Raw genomic sequence first — 22,168 nt, 5'->3', positions numbered from 1 at the left:
CGGGGGTCCCCTCCTTGTCTGTTGATCTGTCCGGGTTCCTTGAGCCCCTCCGGGAGCCGGCGTAGCTTGTAGGAACCACCCGTTCCCGAAGCCGAGGCGAAGCGCATGAAGGCCAACGCGGGCCCTGGCCGCAGCATCGCGGTGCCACCGGCGCTGCGGCGGGCCCTGCCGGGGCTTTTGGCCGTCATGTTCCTGGCGGCCCTCGACCAGACCATCATGGCGGCCGCGCTGCCAGCCGTCGCGGGGGACCTCGGCGGGCTCGACCGGATGTCCGCGATCATCACCGGCTACCTCGTCGCTGCGACCGCCGCAATGCCCCTCGCGGGCAAGCTCGGCGACGCCTACGGCCGCAAGCGGGTGCTGCAGGCGGCACTGGTGGTGTTCCTGGCCGGCGCTGTCCTCTGTCCGCTCGCCCGGAGCATCCCGGAACTGATCGCCTTCCGGGCCATCCAGGGAATCGGTGGCGGCGGACTGATGATCGGGGTGCAGGCCGTGATCGGCGAGCTGGTCAGCCCGCGGGAGCGGGGCCGGTTCCTGGCCGTGGTCGGCTCGGCCTACATCGCCGCCGCGGTGGCGGGGCCGCTGGCCGGCGGCGCCGCCGTGGACCTGCTCTCCTGGCGCTGGATCTTCTACGCCTACCTGCCGCTGGGCCTCGCGGCGCTGCTCTTGGTCTCGCTGACCCTGCACCTGCCGGCGGCTCCGCGCGGCCGGAACATCGATTTCCTGGGTGCCGCGCTGTTGACGCTGGCCATCGTCGCCTTTGTCCTGCTCTGCAGCACGGGGAGCTACCGCGGTCCTGCCTGGCTCGCACCGGTGCTGGCCGTGCTGGCGGCGGCCGGGACGGCCGGTTGGCTGGCCTCGTCCCGCCGGGCCGCGGATCCGATCGTCCCGCTGGTCCTTTTCCGGGAGCGCGGGTTCGCGATCCCGGTGGCCATCAGCGCGCTGGTCGGGTTCACCATGTTCGGCGCCGTCAGCTATCTGCCGGCCTTCCTGCAGGTCGGCATGGGGATGTCGGCGACGGTGTCGGGGAGCCTGCTGCTCGTGCTCATGCTGGCGGTCCTGCTCGCGGTCGTCGTGTCCGGGCTGCTGATCACGCGCACGGGGCGCTATAAAATCTTCCCGATCGCCGGCACGCTGGTGGCCGCGGGCGGAATGCTGGTCTTCGCCGGGGTACGGCCCGGCAACAGCCTTGCCCGGGTCCTGCTGTCGGTTGCGCTGATCGGCCTCGGTCTTGGGCTGGTCATGCAGGTCATGGTCCTCGTGGTGCAGAACACCGTCCCCCGGGCGGACCTCGGCGCGGCCACTTCCACGGTGACCTTCCTGCGGCAGATCGGGGCCGCCGTCGGCGTCGCCATCCTGGGGACGCTGATCACGCTGCGGTTCAATGCCGCGCTGCCCGACGCGGTGGCAGCGGGCCTCGGCGGCCGGCTGGACTCGGTCACGCCGGAGCTTCTGGCGCAGCTGCCGGCCCCGGACCGGGCCGCGGTGGCGGCGGCTTTCGCCGATGCCGTACCTCCGTTGTTCGGCTACACCGGCGCGATCCTTGCGGTGGCCTTCGTGCTGGCGCTGCTCCTGCCCGAGCGCCGGCTCCGGACCACTGCGTATGCGGAGGTTCCGCCGCCGGAAGGAGCCGCCGATGCGTGAGGAGCTGACGGCGCCGCTGCTGGAGTCCGGAGCGGCGGACGTGGCGGCCGCGGGCGGCAAGGGGGCCAACCTCGGGGAGCTGGTGCGCGCCGGTTTCCCGGTGCCACCGGGCTTCGTCGTCACCACCGCCGCCTACCGGCTGCTGCTCGAAGAGACCGGGCTGGGCGGCGAACTGGCGCGTCTGCTGGAGGCCGGCGAACCACCAGGCCCGCCGGGGACGGAAGATCCCTGGGCGGACGGGACGGCTGCCGGTCCGGCGGGGCAACCGGTCGCCGGCCTGGATGGGGCCGCGCTCCGCGATCTTGTCGCCGGCGCGGGAATGCCCGACCGGCTCCGCGCCGCGATTGCCGCCGCCTACCGGGAACTGGGCGGTGGCCCGGTGGCGGTGCGCTCCAGTGCGACGGCGGAGGACCTGCCCGGGGCTGCCTTCGCCGGCCAGCAGGACACCTTCCTCGACGTCGACGGCGAGCAGGCCGTACTCCGGGCCGTGGCCAGGTGCTGGGCCTCGCTCTGGACCGACCGGGCCATGGCCTACCGGGCCCGGAACGCGATCGACCCGCACCAGGTGGGCATCGCCGTCGTAATCCAACGCATGGTGCCGGCGGAGGCCGCGGGCGTCCTGTTCACGGCGAATCCCCTCACCGGAAAGCGGGGCGAGCTGGTCGTGGAGGCGGCGGCCGGGCTCGGGGAGGCCGTCGTCTCCGGAGCGCTCACGCCGGACCAATACGTGCTGGACGTCAACGGCGCGCTGCGGCGGTTCACGCCGGGGCACGGCGGGGCGGTGCTGGGTCCCGAGCAACTGGCCGGGCTGGCCGACCTCGGCGGGCGCGTGCAGGAGCTCTTCAAGCGCCCGCAGGACATCGAGTGGGCCCTGGCGGCGGGCAGGCTCTATGTGTTGCAGGCCCGGCCCATGACCGCGCTGCCGCCGGAGCCGCCGCGGCTGAACCGCCTGCAGCGGCTGGTGGGGCCCTTCTTCCTCGAGATGTTCCAGCAGCGGCCGTACCCGTTGGATGTGTCGGGCTGGATGCAGCACGGGATCGGGGCGATGCTGGAGCGGATGGCCGGCAGCGTCGGCGCGCGGTTTCCGCCGCTCCCGCGGCTCCTGCCGGAGGAGGACGGCGTGGTGGTGCAGCTGATCCTGCCGCTGCCCCGGCCCACGCTGCGCATGCTGGCGGCGCCGCTGTCCGTGCTGCGCCGCGCCCGCCGGTTCGATGCGGCGCTTTGGACCGAGGACCCGCGGTTTGCGGCTTTCCTGGCCGAGGTCGGGCGGCTGCGTGCCGCGGACCTGTCCGAACTGCCGGTGCGGGCCGTGCTGGGCGCGGCGGAGGACGCACTGTCGGCGATGTCGCTGATTACCGGGCTGCGGGTGTCCTACCTGCCGTCCGCCTTCCTGCCGCTGGGGAAGCTGCGGCTGCTGCTGGCCCTGCTCGGCGCCGGACGGCTCGGACCCGCGCTGATCGCCGGCGCCGAGACCCGCACCAGCCAGGCCAACCGCGGGCTGGAGGCGCTGGCCGAGCAGGTGAACGCCCGACCGGACCTGGCGCGCGCTTTCCGCGGACTCGGGCCGGCTGAGCTGCTGGTCCGGCTGCGGCGGGACCCGGATTTTGCCGGCGTCCGGGAGGCCCTCGACGCGTTCCTGGCCGAGTACGGGCACCGCGAGACCGTGAGCATCGTGCTCAGCAGCGCGCCGACCTGGGCCGAGGCACCGGAGGTGGTGCTGGGCCTGGTGCGTTCCATGCTCGGCGAGCGTCCCGCAGCGCGCGACCAGTCGGGGGAAGCGATGGCCAGGCTGTGGCGCCACCCCGCGCTGCGGTTCGCCCCGCTGCGCCGCGCCGTCCAGCGCGCGGTGGCGGAGGCGAGGTGCGGCATCGCGTTCCGGGAGAATACGCACTTCTACGCCACCATGGTGCTGCCGGTGCTGCGGCGGGCGTACAGCGAGCTCGGCCGCCGCCTGGCCCGTGCAGGCGTGCTGGCGGAGCCCGCCGAGGTGTACCACCTGCGGTTCGGTGAGCTGGGAGAGCTGGTCCGGCAGGCGGACGACGGCGGCGCGCTGCCGCCGGCGGTAGCGGAGCGTTACCGGGCGGTGGTGCGGGCGCGGGCGGCGAAGCGCCGCGAGCTGCAGGGCGTGCCGTTGCTGGACCCGGCGGTCCTGTTCGCCCGCCGCACCCCGCCGCCGGGAGTCCTGGTGACCGGGACCGGCGCGAGCCGCGGCCAGGCGGCCGGACGGGTGCGGCTGGTCCGGGGACCGGAGGAATTCGGCCTCCTGGACAGCGGAGAGATCCTGGTCTGTCCGTACACCAACCCGTCGTGGACGCCGTTGTTCCGGCGGGCGGCGGCGGTGGTGGTGGACCTGGGCGGCCTCGGGTCGCACGCGGCGATCGTGGCGCGCGAGTACGGCATCCCTGCGGTGATGGGGACCGGCAACGGCACCGCCGTGCTGTACGACGGGCAGCACGTCAGGGTGGACGGCAACCGGGGCACCGTCACGGCGGCAGGTTAACGGGCGCGGCCGCCCGGGGGATGCCGGGCGGCCGGTCGGAATCGCGGTTCGGGCCGGGAACCGCTCCGGGGCAGGGACTAGTTGGCGGAGGCCAGCCACAGATCGGGTCCGAAGACCTCGTAGTGGATCCTGGTGGCCGGAATGCCTGCCTCGATCGCCTGGCTTCGGATGGACTTCATGAACGGCAGGGGACCGCAGACGTACACGCTGGCCTCGGCGGGCAGCTCGACGTCCTGCAGCGACATGAAGCCGCTGTTGTACCCCTCCGTCGGCTCCTCCAGCCAGAGCTGGAGGTTGGCGCCGTCGAGCTGTTCGATGTCGCCGACCATCTGCTCGCGCAGCGCCCAGGCCTCGAGGCTCTTCTCCGCATGCAGCACCATGACTTCGCGGTCCGAGCCCCGCTGCGCCAGCGAGCGGAGGGCCGAGGCGGAGGGGGTGCAGCCGATGCCGGCCGTCGCGAAGACCAGCGGGCCGTCGCCGTCGTCCAGGGTGACGTCGCCATACGGGTTGGACAGCTCCAGCACGTCGCCCACCTGCACATCGTTGTGCAGCACCGGGGAGACCTCGCCGCCGTCGTCGCGCTTCGTGGTGAAGACGCGCCGCGTGGTCGAATCCACGTCGGCGGAGAGCGAATACTGCCGGCACTGCCGCAGCCCGTCGGGCAGGGTGACCTTGACGCTGACGAACTGGCCGGCAACGGCGCGGGTGACCGGGGTTTCGTCGGCGGGTTCGAGCACGAAGGTGACGCAGCCGGCCCCGGCAAAGGTCTTCTCAACGACCCTCCAGGGGGCCCACATCTTGTCGTTGGCCTGCCGCGCGTAGAGGCCCTTTTCGATCTTGATCAGGGCGTCGGCCATCAGCCAGTACACCTCGGTCCAGGCCTCCGCGATCTCCGCGGTGATGACGTCGGCGAGTTCCTCGGCGATGGCTTCGAAGAGGTAGTTGTACACGATCTGGTACTGGTCCTCGGTGATGCCCAGGGAGGTGTGCTTGTTGGCGATGCGGCTGAGCATCTGCTCGGGTACGAGGTCCGGGTTCGCGACCAGCGCCGACGCGAACGCGGCGATGGAGCCGGCGAGGGCCTTCTGCTGCTCTCCGTTGCGCTGGTTGGCCCGGCTGAAAAGGCCGTCGAGCAGTTCGGGGCGGGCAGCGAACATGCGCCGGTAGAAGTTGGGGGTGATGGCCCCGAGCCGCTCGCCGACGAGGGGAAGAGTGGCTTCGATGATGGGGCGGGACTTCTCCGAGAGCATCGTTACTCCTTGGGTCAGAGGTGTTTGACGCCTCAAAAGTAGCACCGCAAATGCTGGTTTAAATCCATGCTTCTACGACGCGTAGAAAAGTTCCTTGAATTAGCGGGGAAGCTCCGGACGGCGTGTGTTCAACATCACAAAAACGGGCTCCATTTGTGACTGGTGCGGCAGGCTCGAGACCACGATGCCGTCGAGTTCGCGGTAGAAGGCTTCGCGGGCACGGCGAAGGGCCCCGCGCAGGCCGCAGTTGTTGTTCAGCGGGCAGCCCCGGCCCTCGGTGCTCTCGCACTCGACGAGGTCTTCGCGCTCGTCCAGTTCGCGCAGCAGCCAGCCCACCGTCGTCGTACGTCCCCGCGCGCTCAGCCGCACGCCTCCGGACCGTCCGCGGACGGCGTCGACGAGTCCCAGCGAGCGCAGCTTGAGGACCGCCTTGCTGACGTGGTTGTACGGGGTGCCGACGCCGTCGGCGATCGCCTGCGTGGTCAGCAGTTCGCCCTCCGGCGACGCGCTGAGCAGCATCAGGGCGCGCAGGCACACATCGGCGAAGGCATTGATCCGCATGCAGGCATTTTAACCCCGCGGGTCAGTTGCTGCCGCCGCCGGCCGGCCAGACGATGCGCTCCTGCGGGTCGATGAACGGGTCGGGATAGATCCACCTTCCCGTGTCATCCGTGCTGTAGGGCTGGATGGCGGCGATGGCCGTGCCCCGGCTGTGTTCGGTGGCGACGTGGATCGCGTCGGTGTCGTGGTCCGGCAGGTAGATGTCGCTGATCACGGCGACGGCGCGGAAGCCGTCCTTCTGCTGCTGCAGCGCGGCGTAGATGTCCTGGATCATCGCGTCCGCGTCCACCTCGCCGGACTCCTCGCCGTCGCCGGTCTCCGGCGGTGCCACGGCGATCAGGCGCAGCTCGCCGCCGTTGTCCAGGACCAGGGCGGCAGGCAGGAAGGCGCCGTGCTCTTCCAGCTGCTCCTGCGCCATGCCCAGGCCGGTGCCGAAGAGCGTGTCGATGTCTTTCAGGATTTCGGGGTCGACGCCGTCGCGCCAGGACACGCTCATGCGCCCTGCCTTACGAGGCTGAGGACCTGGTCCCGGATGCGTTCCATGGTGGCCTTGTCGCGGGCTTCGCCGTTGTAGCGGAGGAAGGGTTCGGTGTTGGAGGGGCGGAGGTTGAACCAGAAGGAGCCGTCGGTGGCGGTGACGGTGGTGCCGTCGAGGTTGTCGATGGTGACGTCCTGGCCGAGGCAGGCGTCGAGCACGTGTTCGATGGCTGAGTCCTTGTCCGCGACGGTGGAGTTGATCTCCCCGGAGGCGTGGTAGGGGCTGTATTCGGCGGCGAGCTCGGAGAGCGGCTTGTCCTGGTGGCCGAGGGCGGCCAGGACGTGCATGGCGGCGAGCATGCCGGTGTCGGCGTTGAAGAAGTCGCGGAAGTAGTAGTGCGCGGAGTGTTCGCCGCCGAAGACGGCCTGTTCGGCGGCCATGACGGACTTGATGAAGGAGTGGCCGACGCGGGTGCGGACCGGGCGGCCGCCGTCCGCGGCGACGAGTTCGGGTACGGCGCGGGAGGTGATCAGGTTGTGGATGATCACGGGTACGGGTTCGCCGGCGGCCTTGGCGCGGGCGATTTCGCGGCGGGCGACGAGCGCGGTGATGGCGGACGGGGAGACCGGGGCGCCGGTTTCGTCGATCACGAAGCAGCGGTCCGCGTCGCCGTCGAAGGCCAGGCCGAGGTCGGCGCCGTGCGCGGTGACGGCGGCCTGCAGGTCGGCGAGGTTTTCCGGTTCCAGCGGGTTGGCCGGGTGGTTGGGGAAGGTGCCGTCGAGTTCGAAGTAGAGCGGTTCGATGTGAAGCGGCAGGGCGGGGAGGATGGCGTTGCCGAGGACGGCGGGGGTGGTCAGGCCGGCCATGCCGTTGCCGGCGTCGACGACGACCTTCAGCGGCCGGATGCCGGTGAGGTCGACGAGCGAGCGCAGGTAGCCGGCGTAGTCGGCCAGGACGTCGCGTTCGGTGATGCTGCCCACGGCGCCGGAGCCGGGGATGCCCTCGGCGAGGTAGCGGGCGGCGGCGTCGCGGATGTCGAAGAGGCCGGTGTCGGAGGAGACCGGCCGGGCGCCGGGCAGGGCCATCTTCATGCCGTTGTACTGGGCCGGGTTGTGCGAGGCGGTGAAGACCACGCCGGCGGCGGACAGGGTTCCGCAGGCGAAGTAGAGCTCGTCGGTGGAAATCAGTCCGAGCATCACGGGGTTGGCGCCGCGGGCGGCCGCGCCCCGGGCGAAGGCGGCCGCGAAGCCGGGGGAGGAGGGTCGCATGTCCCCGCCGACCAGCACGCTCCGGCCGGCCAGGCCGAGGACGTCCACGAAGGCGGCGCCGGTGGCCTCGACCGTGGCCGCGGTGATCGTCTCGTCGACAATCCCGCGCACGTCGTAGGCCTTGAAGGACTCCTGGAAAGAAACACTGAGATCGAGACTGGTCACCCGGCCAGCATATAAGGAATGCCTGTGGACAACCCACCGGGACTGTCAGCCGCGGCTGTAATACTGGGGGACATGGCTGAAACCGAGAGCATGACAGTTCCGCTGGTCGACCAGGCGACGGAGATCCTGCGCCGACTGGTCGGCAATGAGGAGGCCCGCTTCCACGACGGCCAGTTCGAGGCCGTGGAGGCGCTGGTCGCCGGCGGACGCCGGGCCCTGGTGGTGCAGCGCACGGGCTGGGGCAAGTCGGCGGTGTACTTCGTGGCCAGCCTGCTGCTGCGGGCGCGCGGTGCCGGCCCGACCCTGATCGTATCGCCGCTGCTGGCCCTGATGCGGGACCAGGTCGCCGCGGCGGAGCGTGCCGGTGTTCGGGCGGCCGCCATCAACTCGGCCAACCAGCTGGAGTGGGAAGAGGTCCAGGCGCGGCTGGCGGCGGACAGCGTCGACGTGCTGCTGGTCTCGCCCGAACGCCTAAACAATCCCAGATTCCGCGACGAGCAGCTGCCCCGCCTGGTGCAGAGCTCCGGCCTCCTGGTGATCGACGAGGCGCACTGCATCTCGGACTGGGGCCACGACTTCCGGCCCGACTACCGCCGGATCCGCGACCTGATCGCGCAGCTGCCGCCGTCGGTGCCGGTCCTGGCGACGACCGCCACGGCGAACTCCCGCGTGGTCCATGACATCGAGGAGCAGCTGGGGTCCGCCGCGGGCACGGGCGGCGGGGTGCTGACCATCCGCGGTCCGCTGGCCCGGGAATCGCTCCGCCTGGGCGTGCTTCGGCTTTCCGGTCCGAAGGCCCGGCTGGGCTGGCTGCTGACCCATCTGGAGGACCTGCCGGGCAGCGGCATCATCTACAGCCTCACAGTGTCCGCCGCGGAAGACACCGCCCGGCTGCTGCGCGAGGCCGGCCACCAGGTGCTCGCCTACACCGGCCGGACCGATCCCGCGGACCGGGAACTGGCCGAGGCGGCGCTGAAGGAGAACCGCGTCAAGGCGCTGGTGGCCACGAGCGCCCTCGGCATGGGATTCGACAAGCCGGACCTGGGCTTCGTGGTGCATCTCGGCGCGCCGTCGTCCCCGGTGGCCTATTACCAGCAGGTGGGCCGTGCCGGCCGCGGCACTCCCAACGCTGACGTACTGCTGCTTCCAGGCACGGAGGACCGGGACATCTGGGAGTACTTCGCGACCGCCTCGATGCCGAACGAGGGCACCGCCAACGCCGTGCTCCGCGAGCTCGCGGCGCCCGGGACGGTGCTCTCCACGGCCGCTCTGGAGACACTCGTCAACCTGAAACGCTCGCCCTTGGAACTGCTGCTGAAGGTCCTGTCCGTGGACGGGGCGGTACGCAAGGTCGGCGGCGGCTGGGAAGGCACCGGACAGCCGTGGACGTATGACCGCGACCGCTACGAGCGGATCGCGAAGGCGCGGGTGGCCGAGCAGAACGCCATGCTTGATTACGAGAACACCGGCGGCTGCCGGATGGAGTTCCTCGCCCGGGAGCTCGACGACCCTGCGGCCGCTCCATGCGGGCGGTGCGATACCTGCGCCGGGGCCTGGTATCCGGACACGGTGGCCGCCGAAGCGACCGAAAGCGCCGGCGCCTCCCTGCAGCGCGCCGGCGTCGAACTGGAGCCCCGGGCCATGTGGCCCTCCGGGATGTCCCGGCTGGGGGTGGAGGTCAAGGGCAAGATCGGCCCGGCCGAAGCGAATTCGACCGGCCGCGCGCTGGCCCGGCTAACGGACCTCGGCTGGGGCGGCCGGCTGCGCGAGATCTTCGGCCGGGACTCCGCCGACGGCCCGCTGGATCCGCAGACGCTGCAGGCCTGCGTGCGTGTCCTGGCCGAATGGGGCTGGACCGAACGCCCCGTGGCGGTCGTGAGCATCCCCTCCCGCAGCCGCCCGCAGCTGGTCCACTCGCTGGCCCGCGGCCTGTCCGAGATCGGCCGGCTGCCCTACCTGGGCGAGCTCGCCGTGCCCGGCGGCGGTCCGAGGAACGGCCCGGGCGGTAACAGCGCCTTCCGGCTGGCGGACGTCTGGGACCAGTTCCAGGTGCCCGACGGCGGCGAGGCCTGGCTGGCCGAGAACCCCGGACCGGTGCTCCTGGTCGACGACCTGGCCGACAGCCGCTGGACGCTCACCGTCGCGGGCCGCGCCCTCCGCCGCGCGGGCGCCGCTTCCGTGCTGCCCTTTGTGCTGGCACTCAAGGCCTAGCAGGTCGCGCCTGGCGCGGGGCCGGCCCGTGCCGGGCGCGACCTGCCAACGCAAAAGGCCCCTGCGGTGTCCTTTCGGAACCGTCAGGGGCCTGGCGCGGAGACGGGGGGATTTGAACCCCCGGTCGAGTTTAACCCCGACCCTTCATTAGCAGTGAAGTCCATTCGGCCGCTCTGGCACGTCTCCAGGTGCTGTTGCCAGCCCATCAAGACTACCCAGAATTTCCGGCCAGATCAAAACCAGTCCCGGCTGCGGGCGAACAGGGGCGGGGCCGTCCGCCGCGGCGGGTCAGTCCGTGAGCGCGCGCCACAGGAAGGCGTGGGAGAGTGCCTGCAGCCGGGCCGCCTGCCGGTTGTCGCTTGCACCGGCGTGCCCGCCTTCCAGCGCCTCGTGGAACCACACGTTCTCCACACCCAGCTCCAGCATCCGCGCCGCCATCTTCCGGGCCTGCACCGGCCCGACCCGGTCATCCGAGGTGGCCGTCCAGATGAGCGTGTCCGGGTAGTGGGCGCCGGCCTCGAGCAGATGGTAGGGGGAGAACGTGCGGATGAACTCCCACTGCTGCGGATCGGCCGGGTCGCCGTACTCGGCGATCCAGGAGGAACCGGCGGACAGCTGTGTGTAGCGGGCCATGTCGAGCAGCGGGACGCCGCAGGAGACGGCGCCGAACAGGTCCGGGTAGCCGGTGAGCATGTTGCCCACCAGCAGCCCGCCGTTGGAGCCGCCGGAGCAGCCCAGGCGTTCGCGCGAGGTTACCCCGCGGCTGATCAGGTCCCGGGCCACGGCGGCGAAGTCCTCGTAGGCGCGGTGGCGGTCGGCCTGCAAGGCGGCCCGGTGCCAGCCCGGCCCGTACTCGCCGCCCCCGCGGATGTTGGCCAGCACGTACACGCCGCCGCTTCCGGCTTCGTCGGTCCGCTGCAGCCAGGCCCGACCGGTCACCCCGCTGTAGGCGGGAGTGCGGCTCACCTCGAACCCGCCGTACCCGGCCAGCAGGGTCGGGTTGCCGACGTCGTACTCCATGTCCTTGGGTCCGACCTGGAAGTACGGCACCTTGGTGCCGTCCGCGGACACCGCGAAGTGCTGCTCCACGCTGTAGGCGGCGGCGTCGAAGAACGACGGCGACTGCTTGACTTCCGTTGCCGGCCCGCCGATCGTGCCGCGCGAGAGGGTGGAGGGGGTGAGGAAGCCGGTGGCCACGAGCCAGTAGTCGTTGCCATCCTCCTCGTCCACCGCGTAGGCCTCCACCGCATGCAGCGGCGGGCAGTCGTCCAGTTCCCCGGCGGCCCAGCCCGCCGCGGGATCCAGCACGAGGATCCGGGAGGAGACGTCCTGCAGGAGATTCAGCAGCAGGTAGTCGGCGGTCCAGCTCCATGACTGGAGCGAGGTGCTCGCGTCCGGCCGGAAGAGCACGGCCAGGTCCCGGCTGCCGGCCAGGAAGTCGTCGAGCCCGATAGCCAGGAGCGATCCCGCCGGGAAGGTGTCCTCGGCAGGCCGCCAGTCCGTCTGCGGCCGCAGCGTCAGCCACTGCCGGTGCAGGCCGACCTCCACGTCAGTCGGCACGTCGATGGGCAGCCAGTCACCGCCGCGGCGCAGGTAGGTGCGGGCGTTGAAGAAGTCTATGACGTCCACCGCGACGTCGCGTTCGAAGCCCGGTGTGGGATCGTGCACGGCCTGGGCGAGCATGTGCTCACCGGGGATCTCGAAGTACGGCTCGGCATTCGCCAGGGCGGCCCCGCGGCGCAGGACGCGGCTGGTCCGCGGGTAGGACGAGCCGGTCAAGGAGCCGGGGCCGTAGTCCGTGCCGAGCAGCAGGCTGTCCTCGTCCAGCCAGCTGCAGCGGCTCTTGGCCGCGGGGATGTCGAAGCCGCCGGGCACGAACCCACGCGCCTCGACGTCAAACTCGCGGATCCGCACCGCATCTCCGCCGTCCGGCGAGAGCCGCAGCAGTGCCTTCCGGTAGCTGGTGCCGTCGGCGGGGCGCAGGAACCCGGCCCCGGCGAAGACCCAGTCGATGCCCTCGTCCGCCGCAAGCGCATCTACGTCCAGCAGGACCTCCCACTCGGGGTCGTCCGCGAGGTAGCCCGCCCAGCTGGTCCGGCGCCACAGGCCGCGCGGGTTCCGGCGGTCCCGCCAGAAGTTGTAGTAGTAGCCGCCGCGCTTCGTGACGGAGGGGATCCGGTCCTCGGAGTCCAGCACTGCGAGGATGTCTTCCTCTAGCCGCAGGAAGTCCTCGTCCACCAGCCGGGCTTCCGTCCGCGCGTTCTGCCGGTGCACCCACTGCAGCGGCTCCGGGCCGTGGATGTCTTCGAGCCAGATGAATTCGTCCGCGGGAAGGTGGCCGTGCTCCGTCATGCCTTCCATCCTAGGCAAGCCCGGCCCCTTGCCCGGGCAGCCACGGTCGCTGCCGCGGGTGACCGGTCGCTGCACCTGGCAGGCCGGCCCTGTGCCGGCGGCTCCGTTTTGGCGTCCTGCTCCGTTTTGGCGTTCCCGCTCCGGCTCGAGCGGGAGCTTGGAACCGAACCGGAGGCGACCCCTCCCGCCGATAAGCTAAGGGCTATGGATTCCCAGCACGGCCACCGCGTGGCGATTGTGGGCGCCGGTCCTCGCGGCCTCTCCGTGCTGGAACGGCTCCTGGCCCGGCTGCGGCAGCGGCCGCAGGATCGGAAACTGCAGATCCACCTGATCGACCCGTTTCCGCCCGGCCCGGGCCACGTCTGGCGGCACGGGCAGTCGCGGCTCTTCCTGATGAATACCCCGTCGCTGTTCCCCACGGTCGTGCCCGGGGACGGGTTCGACGCCGGCGCCGTGCCTTCCGTCGCCGGCCTCACCTTCGATGCGTGGCGCGAGGGGGTGGCCGCCGGGTCGATCGGCGGCGTGCCCGCGGACGACCGCGACGAGGCGGCGGCTCTGGCGCCGTCGGACTTCCCCAGCAGGCTGCTCTACGGACGCTACCTGGCGTGGATTTTCTCCCGGCTGGCGGAGGAAGCCGGTACCCATGCGGCGCTCTCCGTCCACACCACCGAGGCCGTGCGGCTGCACCGGCACGACGGCGGCTACCGGCTGGACCTGGCCGACGGCGGCGAAGTGGAGGCGGACAGCGTCGTCCTTGCGCTCGGGCACCTGCCCACCGCCCTGAACCCGGAGCAGCAGCGCCTCCAGGACGACGCCGCCCGCTTCGGACTGCACTACCTCCCGCCGAACGTGCCGCCGGACCTGGACTTCGGGCGGATCCCGGCGGGCCGCACGGTGCTGGTCCGCGGCATGGGACTGAACTTCTTCGATGTGATGATCCAGCTGACGGAAGGCCGCGGCGGAAAGTATCTGCCGGCGTCGGACTCCGGACCGATGCGCTACCTGCCGTCGGGCAAGGAACCCCGGTTCGTGGCCGCGTCCCGCCGCGGCACGCCGTACCGGGCCAAGGCCAAACTGGAAAGCTACCTGCCGTCGAGCCTGGACATGCGCTGGTTCACCCCGGCGGCGGCGCGGCTGTTCGCCGAGACCGGCGTGCAGCCGGGCTTCGACCACGACCTCTGGCCGCTGCTGCAGCGGGACGTGCTCTGGGCCTACTACTCCACGCTGGTCCGGGTGGAACCGCTGGCCGTGGCCGTGCCCGCGCGGGATTTCCTGGACGGCCTGCAGGAGCTGTTCGCGCGGAAATCCGCGCCGGGCAGCCGGGTGCTGTTGAATGCCGTGCACGCCTATCTTGCCGAGCGGGTCCTGCCGGACCGGCTGCTCGATGTCGAGGCGCTGGCCAAGCCGTTTGCCGGCCGGAAGTTCGCCTCCGCCGAGGAGTACCAGGCGGCGATGCTCGGGTACCTGGACGCGGATGCGGCCGGATCGGCCGACGGGGAGGACGACCCGCTGAAGATGGCCATCGGCGCCCTGAATGCGGGCCGCAGCCTGCTGAAGGAGGTGGTCGCGGACGGAGGCCTGACCGAAGAGTCCTGGCTGGCCGAGCTGCGCGGCTGGTTCGAACCGCTGGTGGAAGGGCTCGCCAGCGGCCCTCCGGCGCAGAGGATCGAACAGCTCGCGGCGCTGGCTCGCGCCGGCCTGGTGGACTTCGTCGGGCCCGATCCGCACTTCGAGGTGGAGCCGGAGACGGGCCGCTTCCGCGCCACCTCGCCCTGGGTGGATGGAGCCTCCTATTCCGCGGCCCACCTGGTCGAAGCGATGATGCCCGCGAACCGCGTGGCCCACAACGTCTCGCCGCTGCTGCGCCACCTGCTCGAGGACGGCCTGGTCCGGACCAAGCTGATGCTCGGACCGGACCGCCTGCCGGTGCCCACCTCCGGACTGGACGTGACCCTGCCGCCCTACCGGGCGGTCGGGGCCAGCGGCCAGGCCACCCGCGGCCTGTACGTCCTGGGCCTGCAGCTTTCCTCGGCTCAATGGGGGACCGCGATCGCCGCCGAGGCCGGAGCGCCGCCGGAGCAAGGCAGCCGCACCCTCAAGGATGCGGACGACATCGCCTCGCATATTCTGGCTGCGGCCGAAGGCCCGCTACCGGTTGCGGGAGGCTTCATCCCGCCGCGTCTTGATGAAGGTATCGACGACGTCCCATAGCGTGAAGCCGGCGATGCACGGCAAGGGCCGGCGTCCGGAAGAATCCCGGGCGCCGGCCCTTGCGGTCCATTGCCTGCGCAGTCAGCGGCAGTCAGCGGCTGTGCGCCTCCGCCTTCGCCGTCGGCAGGTCCAGGCCGACGATGAGCGGGTCATGGTCGCTGGCCCGATAGGCATCCGGCGCGTAGAAATTGGTGGCGTTGTAGTTGTAGCGGCTGTACTCCAGCGCGACGGACTCGACCGAGTTGATGTTCCAGACGTCGGCACCGGCCACGGCGGCATCCGCGGACGGCGAGGCGAAGATGTGGTCGAGCGAGCCGACCATGCCGTCGAAGCTGTAGGTGTGCTCGCCGGTCTTTTCGCCCTGGTCGATATAGCCGGCCTCGCGGAGCACCCGGATGGGATCTTCCTGCGCATAGGAGTTGAAATCGCCGGTCAGGAAGACCTTGTCCGTGCTGAACTGTTCCTGCAGCCCGTCGGCGAAGGCCACCAGGGACTCGGCCTGGGCCGTCCGCGCCGCGTTCCAGGCGCCCTGGCCGTGGTCCGCGTTTTCGCCGGTGGCCCCGCCGGAGCCCTTCGACTTGAAGTGGTTGGCCACGACGATGAACTTGGTGCCGGCGCCGCCGTGCTTGACCTTGAAGGTCTGTGCCAGTGGTTTGCGGGCATTGGCGAAGGCGTCAGTGTCGTTGTGGATGACGGACTCGTCGATGGTCTGGACGGCGTCCTTCTTGTAGATGAACGCCGTGCGGATGAAGTCCTCGTCCGCCAGCGCCGGCAGTTCCCCGGGCGACCGCACGTAGTCCCACTCCGCGGGTTCGCCCTCGGCGGCCAGTGCCTCGTTCAGTGCGGCGGTCAGGGTCGCCAGGGCGGCGTCGCGGTCCTTGCCGAACTTCGCGGAGTTCTCGATCTCTTCGAGCGCGACAACGTCGGCGTCGAGGGCGTTGATGGCCGCGACGATCTTCGCTTCCTGGCGTTCCAGGTTCTCCGCGTCGTAGGCGCCGCGGGCGTCGCAGTTGCGCGCACTGACCGGATTGCCTTCGCGGTCCGTGTAGGCGGCACAGCCCGCAAGCTGGTCGCCCGTGGTGGTGAAGTAGTTCAGCACGTTGAAGGAGGCGATGCTGACGTTTCCGCCGACTTCCTCCGGCGCCGCGGTGCGCGTGTTGGAGAACGACGCCGGCTGCAGGCCTGCGCGGTCGTCTCCCGTCAGTTCGCCCACGGGCTGGAAGCGCCACAGGTCGAAGCGGTAGTCGAGGATGACGTCCCCGGTGAAGTCGGCGGAGGAGCCGATGCGGACCGGGTCCTCGGGGGACAAGTATGGCAGCGGGATGTCCTTGTTCCGGTCGCTGCCGAGGAAGTTGGTGGTGGCGCCGTCGTCCAGGGTCACGGCGAGGGCCGCGTTCTTCTCCGTCTCGGCCCAGAAGGCGTCCGAGCCGTATGCGCCGACTGCGGTGGGCTGGACGAGCGGCTTTTCGCCGGCGGCCAGGCCGACCTCGCCGTACTGGTTCAGCGAGTAGTTGTCCGTGACGGTGAAGGCGCCCTCGGGGCGCAGCAGCATGCCCTCGAGCTTCTCCCGCTCCGCGTCCGTGGCGGGCCATGCGACGGCCGCAGCCTTCACGGCCTCGGCCGGCTGCGCAAGCTGGGCGAGGCCGCCGTCGTCCACGCTCAGCTGGGTCATGCCGTAGTGCTCGCCGACCTTGCCGGTGACCTCGACGTAGTCGCCGATGGCAACGTCGTCCACCGTGGCGGGGGAGTAGACGAAGATGCCGTCGGACGCGGTACGCGCCGTGGGGTCCTGTTCGCCGCCGGTGCCCGGAGTCTGCAGGTAGTAGCCGTTGAAGCCGCCGCTGGGGTAGGCGGCGGTGACCACGCCGCGGGCGGCCACCGTGTCGCCTGCAAGCGGCGAAACGTTTGACGTGCCCTGTATTTCGGCGATGGTCCGCAGGGCGGGAGCCTCGGGCTCGGGTTGCGGCTCCGGGGCTGTCCCGTCCGAGGCGACCGGCGTGACGGCGTCGCTGAGGGCGAAGTCCGCGGCGTTGTTGTCGCTGTCCACCCCGCCGGAGCGGTTCATCGAGAGCGGGTTCATAGTGCCGTTGGGGGAAGCGGCCGCGGCCGTCTCGAAGGTGTTGGAGCTGCCGTAACCGAGCAGGTCCACCACCCGCTCGTCGTCCAGTACCGAGCCTGTCGCGAGCCCGGTCAGCGCGGTTGCCTGGCCAGCCAGCACTATGGTGCCGGAGCTGCCCGACGGGTTGAGCGCGCCGCTGGCCTGGTCCGCTTCGGGCAGCGCCGCGCCGGTGCCGCCGTTGCTCCCGCCCTGGACCAGGAAGTAGCCGTTGGCCGGGATGGTGCCCTTCAGCGCGACCACCCCGGTGGGCGCTGAGGTGCCGCCCGAGGAGCGGTACTGCAGCGACATGCCGTCGAGTGTGACCGGCGCGTCGCCGGGATTGAAGAGTTCGACGAACTTGTGGGTGTACGGCGCGTTGGCGCTGCCGCCGTTGACATACGCCTCATTGATCACGACGGCGCCGGCAGCGGCCTGCGCAGCCGAGGCGGCGGGTGCTGCGGTAGCGGGCAGCGCGGCGAAGCCGGATGCCAGGACGCCAGCGGCGATGGCGCCGCAGGCGGCCGGTTTCCAGGTGTTCCTGGTCATGGTTCTCTTTCCTTGGGTGCGGGTGGTGGGAATTGGTCAAAGGGAGGGGGCCTCCTTCGCGGAAGGAAGCCCCACGGGAAAGCGCTAGCGTCCTGCCTGCTTGCGGCGCCGGACGGCCAGGACGGCGGCGGTGCCTCCGCCGATCAGGACCAGCGCCCCGATGCCGAGCGGCAGCAGGCCGCTGGCGCCGGTGAACGGCAGTGAGCCGTCGGCCGGGGCGGGCGGGGCCGACGCGTCCGGACCGGCGGTGCCGCCGCCGAGCGGGCTGGTAGTGGGCGCGGAAGTCGGCTCGCCGCCGCCCGGCTGCGGCTGGTCCGCCGGCTCTTCGGCGCCGGGCTGGTCCGTCGGCTGTCCGCCGCTACCGGCCTGCCCGCCGTCCTCGTCCGGGAGGCCCGCCGTCGGGACCTCGATCGGCAGCCGCACCAGCGTGCCGGACGGCGCGGCCGTCAACGTGAAGGCCCCGCCGCGCAGCTCGGACGGAACGGTAAAGGAAACCGTTGCGCCGCCGTCGGTAACGTCGAAGGTGCCCAGCTCCGCCGGCAGCGCCGCGGCGGGAACGGCACGCGAGAAGGCGCTGGCGCCGCTGTCCGCGGGCTCGTAGCGCAGCGTCAGGGTCTTGTTTTCCGGCGCCCCGAGCGAGGTCAGATCCAGTTTGGAGACCTGGAACGAGACGTCCTGGCCCGGTTCGACCGCCGCCGGGACGCCGGAGACCGCGGCCGCACGCCGCTCGAACGATGGGGCCAGCGGGCTGTTCTTCTCCAGGTAGGAAATCCAGGCATCGCGGTCCACCAGCCCGGAGTCCCGGGTGTTGGCGCCGTCGGCGAACACGTGGAAGTTGTCGCCGCCCTGGGCGAGGAAGCTGAAGGTGCCGATGCGGTACTCGCGCTCCGGATCCAGCTGCTGGCCGTCGATCCAGACGCCGGTGATGTGGGAGCCCTGGCCGGCGTCGGCATCGTAGGTGTAGCTGACGTTGTCCGAGAGGCCCAGCTGCAGGTAGGGACGGCTGGGGACTTCGCCGTCCGCGGTCAGCTGCCACTGCTGCTCGAGCAAGGTCTTGAACTGGGCACCCGTCAGCGTGGTGGTCCAAAGGTTGTTGACGAAGGGCAGGACTGCGTTGGCTTCGCCATAGCTGACTTCGCCGTCCCGGCGCCCGTCATCATCCAGCGCCGGGTCGTCGACGTAGTAGAGCTCGGAGCGGAGGCCGCCCGGGTTGACCACGCCGATTTCGGCCCCGCCGAGTTCCTCCGGGGAGAGGGTATCCGCCAGGGAATCCGCGACGAGGTTGCCCAGCGTCGATTCGGAGGCGCGGTCGTCACGCTTGCCGTCCGCGAACGCGGTGGTGATGTCCGCCGTGACGGAGCCGACCGGCTGCGCGCCGACTGCCTTGGCCTCGGCGAGCGCGGTGTCGACGATCTTCTTGACCTCGGCCACCCGCGGATAGGCTTCGGTCAGGGCTGCATCGTCGGCAGTGGAACGTTTGACGATGTCCATCGAGTAGTCCGTCACGTCGAACGTCGGTTCGCCGCCTTCCTCGCCCTCGGTCACCGTGAGCTGGATTCGGCCAACGTTTTCACCGTACTGCCCGGTCTGTACGACGGGCCGGGTCTCATCGCTGCCCGGGATCGGGGCGTCGAAGGCATACCCGAGGTGTGTGTGACCGTTGAAAATAGCGTCGACTTCGGGGGAGGTCTCGTTGACGATCCGTTCGAACACGGGGCTGGCTGCGGTGGCGGTGCCCAGGTCTGCGGACGTGCTCGCACCCTCGTGGTACGACGCGACGATGATGTCCGCTTCGTCGCCCTCGCCGTCGGAGAGTTCCGCCGCCACCCGGTTGACTGCTTCCACCGGATCGCCGAAATCGATGCCGGAGATGCCGCCCGGACTGACCAGTGTCCGGGTGTCTTCGGTAACGACCCCGATGATGCCGACCGTCAGTCCGTCGGCCTCCGCAAGTTCGTATTCGTCCAGCGCGGGTGTCCGGGTGCCCTTCTCGTAGACGTTGGCGCCGAGGTACGCGAAATCGGCCGGGTCCGGACCGGAGATGACATCGCCGGCCAAGTCCTCGTAGCCCTGGTCGAACTCGTGGTTGCCTACGGCCGAGGTCGCGAGGCCGAGCGCATCGAGGACGTCGATGGTCGGCTGGTCGTCCTGCGCCGCGGACGCGAAGAGCGAGGCGCCGATGTTGTCGCCCGCGGACGTGAAGACCGTGCCCTCTGGGTTCTCGGCGCGCAGTTGCTCGACGGTGCCGGCGAACTTGACGGTGTTGGCATCGATGCGGCCGTGGAAATCGTTGATGCCCAACAGGTTCAGCTCGTGGGTCCCGCCGGCGGCGGGGGAGGGCGACCGGGGCTCCGGTTCGGTAGCCGCAGCCGCGGAAGGCAGGGCGGCGAAGGGAAAGGCCAGCAGGCCGATCGAAAGTGCGGCGACCATCGAGGCCTTCGCGGGTGAAGCAGCCTTTGGCACTTTGTTCTCCAGTCTCATTCCCCATCAGGTGCGGCGGCGCGGCCGGCAGGGGAACGCCGGCCGCTGCGAAAGGATGCGGCGCGCGCGCAGGCCCGTTCCACCCCATCGCGACGGGATGAACTGCAGGTTACCGGGCGGTAAGAACACGGGGAATAGTTTCCTGAAACATTGCCTTCAGGACATGCTGTTCGTCATGCCTCCCCTTGACTGGGGGAGCGAAGGCCTATTTGACTGTGCTGATCATGAACGCCGCGCCCGTCGGATCCGCCACCTGGGCCATGCGTCCGTAGGGCGAATCCCACGGTTCCCGGAGCACGGTGCCGCCGAGCTCCAGTACCTTGGCGGCGCCGTCGTCCGCGTTCGCCACGGCCAGGTACACCTGCCAGGTCGAAGGAGCGCCGGCCGGCAGATGGGCCGCGGCATCGTAGATGCCGGCACTTGACTCCTCGAAGGGAGCGTTGAGGGTGTAGCGGAAGTCGGCCGCATCGCTCATCTCTTCGGTTTTCCAGCCGAAGACCTTTTCGTAGAACGTGACAGCGGTGTCGTGGTCGCGGGTGGAGAGCTCGAACCAGGCGGGCGCGCCCTCGTCGCCCTCGCGGCCGAAGCCCTTCATCTGGTCCGGCTGCCAGGCGCCGACGACCGCGCCGGTCGGGTCGAGGAAGACGGCCATGGAGCCCTGGTCCCCGACTTTCATGGGCTTGGCCAGGAGCCGGCCGCCCGCTTCGGCAGCGGCATCGGCGGTGGCCGAGACGTCTCGGCAGGACAGGTATACGGACCACGAGTCGGGCTGGCCCTGCTGTTCGTTCCTGGCCAGGCCGGCCACCGGACGGCCGTCTTTGGAGAAGATGACGTAGTTGCCGTACTCCTCACCGGATGTCTCGGCGGTCCAGCCGAAGAGGCCGGTATAGAAAGCCCGGGCCTTGTCCGGGTCCGAGCTCATCAGGTCGATCCAGCAGGGAATGCCGGACGGGAAGGTTTCGCGGTCTGACATCTGGAGCTCCTTTGCTTCAAACGCAGGGAGACGGTCCGCTCAGGGGCCGGAAGGAGTGTGGAAATGTGGCTGGCGGCGCGCAGGCGGGGCCAATTCCGACAATAGCGGCGGCGGGAAGGACGGACAAGAGCCGTCCGGGCGTCCTGCGGCGGACAACGGACGGCTTCGCATAACGGAGGCCTGTCCACGGAGGAAACCGGTTGGTTAAACGGAAAAGGCCCCGTTGCCGGGGCCCTCGCCGTTCTCAGGAGCGGAAGGTATGGGATTTGAACCCATGAGACGGGGTTGCCGCCTACTGGTTTTCAAGACCAGCTCCTTCGGCCGCTCGGACAACCTTCCCTGACTAGTAGTGTGGCATGGAGGCGCTGGTGATATCAAAAGACCAGCCCGTTTCCCCGAGGTTCCAGGAGGCGCAGATGAAGGCCGTTTTCTACCAGGGCGCAGGCGGACCCGAAGTGGTTGAGCTGCGGGATGTTGCGGCCCCGGAAGCCCGGGCAGGCGAGGTGATTGTCGACGTCGTTGCCGCCGGCCTGAACCGGGCCGATGTCCAGCAGCGCCGTGGTGTCTATCCGCCGCCTCCGGGCGCGAGCGACATTCCCGGCCTTGAGGTCTCCGGCCGGATCTCCTCCGTGGGCGAGGGCGTGGAGGGCTGGAAGGCCGGTGACGAGGTCTGCGCCCTGCTGTCCGGCGGCGGCTATGCCGAACGGGTGGCTGTTCCGGCCGGGCAGCTGCTGCCGGTGCCGCCCGGGGTCTCCCTGGTGGATGCCGCGAGCCTGCCGGAGACCGCCGCGACGATTTTCTCGAACCTGTTCATGGCCGCCGGCGTGCAGGCCGGCGAGAGCGTCCTGATCCACGGGGGCGCGGGAGGCATCGGCACGATGGCCGTGCAGATGGTGCGGGCCTTCGGCGGGATCCCGATGGTGACGGCCGGCTCCCAGGCGAAACTCGACGTCGTACGTCCGCTCGGCGCGCAGCTGCTGATCAATTACCGCGAAGAAGACTTCGTCGAGAAGGTCAAGGAAGCCACCGGCGGGCGCGGGGCGGACGTGATCCTCGATGTCGTCGGCGCTAAGTACCTGCAGCGCAACCTCGACGCGCTGGCCACGGCCGGCCGGCTGGTGGTCATCGGGCTGCAGGGCGGGGCCAAGGCCGAGCTCGATTTGGGGAAGCTGATGGCGAAGCGTGCAGCGGTCATCGGCACAACCCTTCGCGCGCGGCCGGTGGAGGAGAAGTCGGCCATCGTGCGGTCGGTGCGTGAGCATGTCTGGCCGTTGGTGGCTTCCGGCGATATCAAGGTGCAGGTCGGCCGGACTTTCCCGCTGGCGCAGGCAGCCGCGGCGCACGAGTACTTCGATTCCGGCGACCACATCGGGAAAGTCCTCCTAACCGTAGCGGAATAACCGCAGGTCAGCGGGATGGTCCTCGACCGG

At 70.5% G+C, this 22,168-nt stretch carries 13 protein-coding genes and 2 tRNA genes; 5 read left to right on the top strand and 10 right to left on the bottom strand.

Features of this window, described 5'->3' with window-relative positions; genetic code table 11:
* Positions 1 to 105 precede the first annotated feature (105 nt).
* Both AHIS1636_RS16320 and AHIS1636_RS16315 read left to right on the top strand, forming a co-directional pair.
* Entirely contained in the window at positions 106 to 1,644 is a 1,539-nt protein-coding gene (locus AHIS1636_RS16320) for an MFS transporter (protein WP_264796898.1), read from the top strand.
* Positions 1,637 to 4,144 carry a PEP/pyruvate-binding domain-containing protein gene (locus AHIS1636_RS16315; protein ID WP_264796897.1) on the top strand — a complete coding sequence of 836 codons (2,508 nt, stop codon included), beginning with the start codon at positions 1,637 to 1,639 and terminating at the stop codon, positions 4,142 to 4,144. Before AHIS1636_RS16320 ends, AHIS1636_RS16315 begins: the two co-directional genes overlap by 8 nt.
* Before the next feature lie 77 nt (positions 4,145 to 4,221).
* Here the strand turns inward: AHIS1636_RS16315 and AHIS1636_RS16310 are convergent, their stop codons facing one another.
* The 4 genes from AHIS1636_RS16310 to AHIS1636_RS16295 all read right to left on the bottom strand — a co-directional run bounded on the left by AHIS1636_RS16310 (position 4,222) and on the right by AHIS1636_RS16295 (position 7,866).
* The gene (locus tag AHIS1636_RS16310) at positions 4,222 to 5,394 is read right to left on the bottom strand and encodes a globin domain-containing protein (protein WP_264796896.1); all 1,173 of its coding nucleotides are present in this window, start codon (positions 5,392 to 5,394) and stop codon (positions 4,222 to 4,224) included.
* 99 nt (positions 5,395 to 5,493) lie between these two features.
* Positions 5,494 to 5,955, bottom strand: coding sequence for an RrF2 family transcriptional regulator (locus AHIS1636_RS16305; RefSeq protein WP_264796895.1), 462 nt, complete (start codon positions 5,953 to 5,955; stop codon positions 5,494 to 5,496).
* 22 nt (positions 5,956 to 5,977) lie between these two features.
* Positions 5,978 to 6,451 carry a hypothetical protein gene (locus AHIS1636_RS16300; protein ID WP_264796894.1) on the bottom strand — a complete coding sequence of 158 codons (474 nt, stop codon included), beginning with the start codon at positions 6,449 to 6,451 and terminating at the stop codon, positions 5,978 to 5,980.
* Positions 6,448 to 7,866 (bottom strand): phosphomannomutase/phosphoglucomutase, encoded by a 1,419-nt coding sequence (locus tag AHIS1636_RS16295; RefSeq protein ID WP_264796893.1) that lies wholly within the window; start codon positions 7,864 to 7,866, stop codon positions 6,448 to 6,450. Before AHIS1636_RS16295 ends, AHIS1636_RS16300 begins: the two co-directional genes overlap by 4 nt.
* A gap of 72 nt (positions 7,867 to 7,938) precedes the next feature.
* Between AHIS1636_RS16295 and AHIS1636_RS16290 the strand changes: the two genes are divergently transcribed.
* Entirely contained in the window at positions 7,939 to 10,077 is a 2,139-nt protein-coding gene (locus tag AHIS1636_RS16290; protein WP_264796892.1) for a RecQ family ATP-dependent DNA helicase, read from the top strand.
* Between the two features lie 97 nt (positions 10,078 to 10,174).
* Here the strand turns inward: AHIS1636_RS16290 and AHIS1636_RS16285 are convergent.
* Positions 10,175 to 10,263, bottom strand: a tRNA-Ser gene (locus AHIS1636_RS16285).
* Positions 10,264 to 10,365: 102 nt separating this feature from the next.
* Entirely contained in the window at positions 10,366 to 12,429 is a 2,064-nt protein-coding gene (locus AHIS1636_RS16280) for a prolyl oligopeptidase family serine peptidase (RefSeq protein WP_264796891.1), read from the bottom strand.
* Between the two features lie 204 nt (positions 12,430 to 12,633).
* Here AHIS1636_RS16280 and AHIS1636_RS16275 point away from each other — a divergent pair, with 204 nt between their 5' ends.
* Positions 12,634 to 14,640 (top strand): FAD/NAD(P)-binding protein, encoded by a 2,007-nt coding sequence (locus AHIS1636_RS16275; protein WP_264796890.1) that lies wholly within the window; start codon positions 12,634 to 12,636, stop codon positions 14,638 to 14,640.
* Positions 14,641 to 14,731: 91 nt separating this feature from the next.
* On the opposite strand, the gene AHIS1636_RS16270 is transcribed toward AHIS1636_RS16275, so the two are convergent.
* The 4 genes from AHIS1636_RS16270 to AHIS1636_RS16255 form a co-directional block, all read right to left on the bottom strand.
* Positions 14,732 to 17,284, bottom strand: a complete 2,553-nt coding sequence (locus AHIS1636_RS16270; RefSeq protein ID WP_264796889.1) for an ExeM/NucH family extracellular endonuclease — start codon at positions 17,282 to 17,284, stop codon at positions 14,732 to 14,734.
* A gap of 84 nt (positions 17,285 to 17,368) precedes the next feature.
* Positions 17,369 to 19,747, bottom strand: a complete 2,379-nt coding sequence (locus AHIS1636_RS16265; RefSeq protein ID WP_264796887.1) for a bifunctional metallophosphatase/5'-nucleotidase — start codon at positions 19,745 to 19,747, stop codon at positions 17,369 to 17,371.
* A 223-nt stretch (positions 19,748 to 19,970) separates the two neighbouring features.
* Positions 19,971 to 20,738, bottom strand: a complete 768-nt coding sequence (locus AHIS1636_RS16260) for a VOC family protein (protein WP_264796886.1) — start codon at positions 20,736 to 20,738, stop codon at positions 19,971 to 19,973.
* A 251-nt stretch (positions 20,739 to 20,989) separates the two neighbouring features.
* Positions 20,990 to 21,077 (bottom strand) — tRNA-Ser (locus tag AHIS1636_RS16255).
* 77 nt (positions 21,078 to 21,154) lie between these two features.
* On the opposite strand from AHIS1636_RS16255, the gene AHIS1636_RS16250 reads away from it, so the two are divergent.
* The gene (locus AHIS1636_RS16250) at positions 21,155 to 22,138 is read left to right on the top strand and encodes an NAD(P)H-quinone oxidoreductase (protein ID WP_264796885.1); all 984 of its coding nucleotides are present in this window, start codon (positions 21,155 to 21,157) and stop codon (positions 22,136 to 22,138) included.
* The last annotated feature ends 30 nt before the right edge of the window (positions 22,139 to 22,168 follow it).

The sequence above is a fragment of the Arthrobacter mangrovi genome (assembly GCF_026011795.1).
GTDB classification, from domain to species: Bacteria; Actinomycetota; Actinomycetes; order Actinomycetales; family Micrococcaceae; genus Crystallibacter; species Crystallibacter mangrovi.
The sequence above is the reverse complement of the archived record's forward strand: the minus strand, read 5'-3'. Positions and strand labels throughout refer to the sequence as shown.

What these genes read in the sequence shown, in the direction of transcription:
- AHIS1636_RS16320 (WP_264796898.1), top strand. Translation starts at nt 106, where the DNA reads ATGAAGGCCAACGCGGGCCCTGGCCGCAGCATCGCGGTGCCACCGGCG.
- AHIS1636_RS16315 (WP_264796897.1), top strand. Translation starts at nt 1,637, where the DNA reads ATGCGTGAGGAGCTGACGGCGCCGCTGCTGGAGTCCGGAGCGGCGGAC.
- AHIS1636_RS16310 (WP_264796896.1), bottom strand. Translation starts at nt 5,394, where the DNA reads ATGCTCTCGGAGAAGTCCCGCCCCATCATCGAAGCCACTCTTCCCCTC.
- AHIS1636_RS16305 (WP_264796895.1), bottom strand. Translation starts at nt 5,955, where the DNA reads ATGCGGATCAATGCCTTCGCCGATGTGTGCCTGCGCGCCCTGATGCTG.
- AHIS1636_RS16300 (WP_264796894.1), bottom strand. Translation starts at nt 6,451, where the DNA reads ATGAGCGTGTCCTGGCGCGACGGCGTCGACCCCGAAATCCTGAAAGAC.
- AHIS1636_RS16290 (WP_264796892.1), top strand. Translation starts at nt 7,939, where the DNA reads ATGGCTGAAACCGAGAGCATGACAGTTCCGCTGGTCGACCAGGCGACG.
- AHIS1636_RS16280 (WP_264796891.1), bottom strand. Translation starts at nt 12,429, where the DNA reads ATGACGGAGCACGGCCACCTTCCCGCGGACGAATTCATCTGGCTCGAA.
- AHIS1636_RS16275 (WP_264796890.1), top strand. Translation starts at nt 12,634, where the DNA reads ATGGATTCCCAGCACGGCCACCGCGTGGCGATTGTGGGCGCCGGTCCT.
- AHIS1636_RS16270 (WP_264796889.1), bottom strand. Translation starts at nt 17,284, where the DNA reads ATGACCAGGAACACCTGGAAACCGGCCGCCTGCGGCGCCATCGCCGCT.
- AHIS1636_RS16260 (WP_264796886.1), bottom strand. Translation starts at nt 20,738, where the DNA reads ATGTCAGACCGCGAAACCTTCCCGTCCGGCATTCCCTGCTGGATCGAC.
- AHIS1636_RS16250 (WP_264796885.1), top strand. Translation starts at nt 21,155, where the DNA reads ATGAAGGCCGTTTTCTACCAGGGCGCAGGCGGACCCGAAGTGGTTGAG.